This is a genomic window from Sphingomonas sp. CCH15-F11 (genome assembly GCF_001557005.1).
In the GTDB taxonomy this organism is placed as follows: domain Bacteria; phylum Pseudomonadota; class Alphaproteobacteria; order Sphingomonadales; family Sphingomonadaceae; genus Sphingomonas.
This window is the reverse complement of record NZ_LSKG01000181.1, coordinates 1-5,005: the sequence shown is the minus strand read 5'-3', so window position 1 is coordinate 5,005 and position 5,005 is coordinate 1. Positions and strand designations below refer to the sequence as shown.

Sequence of the window (5,005 nt, the reverse complement as noted above, 5' to 3'; positions counted from 1 at the left end):
GCCGGTGCCGTTGGTGACGATCGTGCCGCGCGATTTGAGCTGCGCGCGGGCGTCGACGCCTATGACACCGCGCAGCTCAAATCGCGCGGCACGATCGTCACCAACGGCACCGGCATAAATGCCAATGCCGTCGCCGAATATGCGGTCATGGGGATGCTCGCCGCCGCCAAGCGCTATGACGAAGTGGTCCGCATCGCCGATCGCCACGAATGGACGGTCGCCTCGCCCGGCACGATCGAGCTGGCCGGCGGGCGCGCGCTGATCATCGGCATGGGCACGATCGGCGGGCTGATCGCGTCACGGCTGCGCGCGTTCGAGATGGAGGTGACCGGCGTCACGCGATCGGGCCGTGACGGCACGCTGACCCCGGACCAGTGGCGCGCGCACCTCGGCGAATTCGACTGGATCATCCTCGCCGCGCCCTCCACCGGCGAGACCAGCGCGATGATCGGCGCGGCCGAGCTGGCGGCGATGAAGCCGACCGCCTGGATCGTCAACATGGCGCGCGGCGACATGATCGATCAGGACGCGCTGATCGCCGCGCTCACCGCCCGCCGGATCGGCGGCGCGTTCCTCGACACGGTCACGCCCGAGCCGCTGCCCGCCGACCATCCGCTGTGGACCACGCCCAACGTGCTGCACTCCATGCACCTGTCCGGCCGCGCGCAGACGACGATGTTCCAGCGGGCGGGGGCGTTGTTCCTGGAGAATCTGGGGGCGTTCCTGGCCGGCCGACCGATGCGCAATGTCGTGGATCTCGACGCGGGTTACTGAGCGGACTGCTTCGCGTTTCTCGACTTCGCTCGAAACGAACGGGAAGGAGGAGCACGGTTAAGCTGAAATCTACCCAACCAGAACGTCGTTCGTTTCGAGCGAAGTCGAGAAACCTGCCACCCCCTCCACCCCCTTGCACATTTACCCCGTTAGCGTAAATGGCTCCCCATGACGACACTGGCAGGCATCAAGATCAGGCGGTTTCGCGAGGAGCGTGGCATCAGCCGCGCCGCCTTCGGTGCGTGGTATGGCGCGCCGGGCAGCACGGTTCAGGGTTGGGAGGAGGATGGCAAGCGCGCGTCCGCCGCCGCGGTCAACCAGATCGCCGCCAACGGCATCGCCCATCACGCCGACTGGTTCGTGACCGCCCGCATTTCGGAGAATGACATGAGTAGCTGGACCCCCGGCAGCTGGACCGCCGCCGACGCGCGGCAATTGCCCGATTATCCCGACGCCGCCGCATTGAAGGCCGCGACCGACACGCTGTCGAGCTACCCGCCGCTGGTGTTCGCGGGCGAAGCGCGCGAGCTGACCGCGGAACTGGCCAAGGTCGCGGCGGGCAAGGCGTTCCTGCTCCAGGGCGGCGACTGTGCGGAAAGCTTTGCCGAGTTCCACCCCAACAACATCCGCGACACCTTCCGCGTCATCCTGCAAATGGCGGTGGTGCTGACCTTTGCGTCCAAGCTGCCGACGGTGAAGCTCGGCCGCATGGCGGGCCAGTTCGCCAAGCCGCGCTCGGCCCCGACCGAGGTGATCGATGGCGTCGAGCTGCCCAGCTATCGCGGCGACAATGTCAACGACATCGCCTTCACCCCCGAAGCGCGCATCCCCGATCCGCAGCGCATGGTGCAGGGCTATCTCCAGTCCGCCGCCACGCTCAACCTGCTGCGTGCCTTCGCGCAGGGCGGCTATGCCAATCTCCACCAGGTTCATCGCTGGACGCATGATTTCCTCGGCTCCAGCCCCTGGGCCAAGAAATATCGCGACGTCGCCGACCGCATCGGCGAAGCGCTCGACTTCATGGAAGCCTGCGGGATCAGCCCCGACACCGTGCCGCAGCTGAAAGGCACCAGCTTCTACACCAGCCACGAGGCGCTGCTCCTGCCCTATGAGCAGGCGCTGACTCGCCAGGATTCGCTGACCGGCGACTGGTACGACACCTCCGCGCATTTCGTGTGGATCGGCGACCGCACCCGCTTCGAGGGGTCGGCGCATGTCGAATTCCTGCGCGGCATCGGCAATCCCATCGGCATGAAGTGCGGCCCCAGCCTGGAGCCCGACGTGCTGCTGCGCCTGCTCGACACGCTCAATCCCGCGCGGGTGCCGGGCCGCATGACGCTCATCACCCGCTATGGCCATGACAAGATCGAGGACGGACTGCCCAAGCTGGTCCGCGCGGTGAAGCGTGAGGGGCATCCGGTGGTGTGGAGCTGCGACCCGATGCACGGCAACGTCATCAAGGCGGCCAACGGCTACAAGACGCGGCCCTTCGATCGCATCCTCGCCGAAGTGCGCGGCTTCTTCGCGGTGCACCGCGCCGAAGGGACGATCGCCGGCGGCATCCACGCGGAAATGACCGGCCAGAACGTCACCGAATGCACGGGCGGCGCGGTCGCGGTGACCGAGCAGTCGCTGGCCGATCGCTACCACACCCATTGCGACCCGCGCCTCAACGCCAGCCAGAGCCTGGAACTCGCCTTCCTGCTCGCGGAGATGCTCAACGAGGAAATGCAGGAACGCCGCCGCGCGGCTGCGTAAGCGCCTGCCGCTCCTGTAATGATCGTCACCCCGCGTAGGCCGGGGTCCACCGCCCAGCATGCGAAGCGCTCGACCTTGAGCGGACAGCCTGACAGCCCGGTGGACCCCCGCCTTCGCGGGGGTGACGAAGGAATGTGGGGGCGGACCAAAGCTACTCGTCACCCCGCGTGGGCCGGGCCGGTGGGGCGGGTGGCGCTCCTTTTGCCAGAGACCCCGGCCTTCGCCGGGGTGACGTCTGAACGTTTACGCGAGCCAGTCCTAATCGTCGCCCCGGCGTAGGCCGGGGCCTCTGGCCAGTGTAGCGCTCCTTTTGCCAGAGACCCCGGCCTTCGCCGGGGTGACGTTTGAAATGCGTCCTGCCTCGCCAATAAGCCGTCGCCCCGGCGGAGGGACCCCCGCAAAGTAATACTTTGCGGGGAACCCCGGAGGCCGGGGCCTCTGGCCAGTGTCGCGGACCATCGGCCACCGGCCCCGGCCTCCGACGGGACGGCGTGAACATCATCTGGCCGCCCGCCTCGCGCCCCGCTACACCCGCGCCATGCTGTCCGACATCGCGATCTCGCGCGCCGCTACGCTCCAGCCCATCCACGCGATCGCCGAACGCGCCGGTATCCCGGAGGCGGCGATCGAGCCCTATGGCCGTCACAAGGCGAAGATCGAGCTCGACCGGATCGACGCGCCGTCCGGGCATCAGGGCAAGCTGATCCTCGTCACCGCGATCAATCCGACGCCCGCCGGCGAGGGCAAGACCACCACGTCGGTCGGCCTGGCCGACGCGCTCAACCTGACCGGGCGACGCACGATGCTAGTGTTGCGCGAACCTTCGCTCGGACCGTGCTTCGGCACCAAGGGCGGCGCGACCGGCGGCGGCTATGCGCAAGTGGTGCCGATGGAGGACATCAACCTCCATTTCACCGGCGATTTCCACGCAATCACCAGCGCCCACAACCTGCTCGCCGCGATGATCGACAACCATATCCATTGGGGCAACGCGCTCGACATCGATGTGCGGCGCATCATGTGGCGGCGCGTCCTCGACATGAACGACCGCGCGCTGCGCGACATCGTCCAGTCGATCGGCGGCACCGCCAACGGCTTCCCGCGCGAAAGCGGCTTCGACATTACCGTCGCGTCCGAAGTCATGGCGATCCTGTGCCTCGCGCGCGACCTCGACGACCTCGAGGCGCGGCTGGGGCGCATCGTCGTCGCCTACACGCGCGATCGCCGCCCGGTCACCGCCGCCGACCTAAAGGCGAGCGGCGCGATGGCGGTGCTGCTGGCCCAGGCGATCAAGCCCAACCTGGTCCAGACGCTCGCCGGCAATCCCGCGCTGATCCATGGTGGCCCGTTCGCCAACATCGCGCATGGCTGCAACTCGGTGATCGCGACCCGCGCCGCATTGGGCCTCGCCGATTATGTCGTCACCGAAGCGGGATTCGGGGCGGACCTGGGCGCGGAGAAGTTCTTCGATATCAAATGCCGCCAGGCGGGGCTTACCCCCAGCGCGGCGGTGATCGTCGCGACCGTGCGCGCGCTCAAGATGAACGGCGGCGTCGCCAAGGGCGATCTGGCGCGCGAAGATGTCGACGCGGTGCGACGCGGATCGGTCAACCTGATCCGCCACCTGGAAAATATCCGCCAGTTCGGCGTTCCTGCCGTTGTCGCGATCAACCACTTCGGCACCGACACCGATGCCGAGCTCGCCGTGCTGCATGAGGTCGCGGCCGCGCATGGCAGTCGCGCGATCATGTGCCGCCACTGGGCCGAGGGCGGCGCGGGCGCGGTCGACCTGGCCGAAGCGGTCGCCGCGCTTGCCGACAAGGACGCCGGCCAGTTCGCGCCGCTCTATGACGACGACCTGCCGCTGTTCGCCAAGATCAATACGGTCGCGACCCGCATCTACCGCGCCGAGGAAGCGGTGGCCTCCCCCGCCGTCCACGCCCAGTTGAAACGCTGGGAAAGCGAAGGCTACGGCCGCCTGCCCGTCTGCATGGCCAAGACGCAATACAGCTTCTCGACCGACCCCGCGCTGCTCGGCGCGCCGACCGGCCATGTCGTGACGGTGCGCGAGGTGCGGCTGGCGGCGGGCGCGGGGTTCGTCGTCGCGATCTGCGGCGACCTGATGACGATGCCCGGCCTCCCGCGCGTGCCCGCTGCCGAGGCGATCCGGATCGACGCCGATGGCCAGATCGACGGCCTGTTCTAAACCGGCCGCCACGAATTTAGCAGGGTTGCGCAAAGCCGGGCGAGCGCCGGCATGTTAATGATGACGACGCCCGGCGTAACCGTTTCGGTCGCGCGGGCGAACCCTCGGGCAACGCGCCTGCCAGCAGGAGACCCCACGATGCCCAGCTTGACCCGATCCTATCGCCCGGCGCTTCTGCTCGCCGCCGCACCGCTTCTCGCCCTTATCGGCACAGCAATGCCCTCGGCGGGCGAACTGACCGTCGATCAGGCGCATCTGGCCCCCTTC

Annotated in this window: 3 protein-coding genes; all 3 read left to right on the top strand. The window is 68.0% G+C overall.

What is annotated here, in order from left to right:
- Positions 1–774, top strand: a 774-nt coding sequence (locus AX709_RS17765) for a D-2-hydroxyacid dehydrogenase (protein WP_066551317.1), incomplete at its 5' end; no start/stop codon positions are given.
- Positions 775–942: 168 nt separating this feature from the next.
- The gene (locus AX709_RS17760) at positions 943–2,532 is read left to right on the top strand and encodes a class II 3-deoxy-7-phosphoheptulonate synthase (RefSeq protein ID WP_066551315.1); all 1,590 of its coding nucleotides are present in this window, start codon (positions 943–945) and stop codon (positions 2,530–2,532) included.
- A gap of 538 nt (positions 2,533–3,070) precedes the next feature.
- Complete coding sequence (locus tag AX709_RS17755; RefSeq protein WP_066551313.1) at positions 3,071–4,738, top strand: formate--tetrahydrofolate ligase; 1,668 nt, start codon at positions 3,071–3,073, stop codon at positions 4,736–4,738.
- Positions 4,739–5,005 lie beyond the last annotated feature (267 nt).

Bases quoted from the DNA above. Each gene is read 5' to 3' on its own strand.
- AX709_RS17755 (WP_066551313.1), top strand. From the start codon at position 3,071: ATGCTGTCCGACATCGCGATCTCGCGCGCCGCTACGCTCCAGCCCATC.
- AX709_RS17760 (WP_066551315.1), top strand. From the start codon at position 943: ATGACGACACTGGCAGGCATCAAGATCAGGCGGTTTCGCGAGGAGCGT.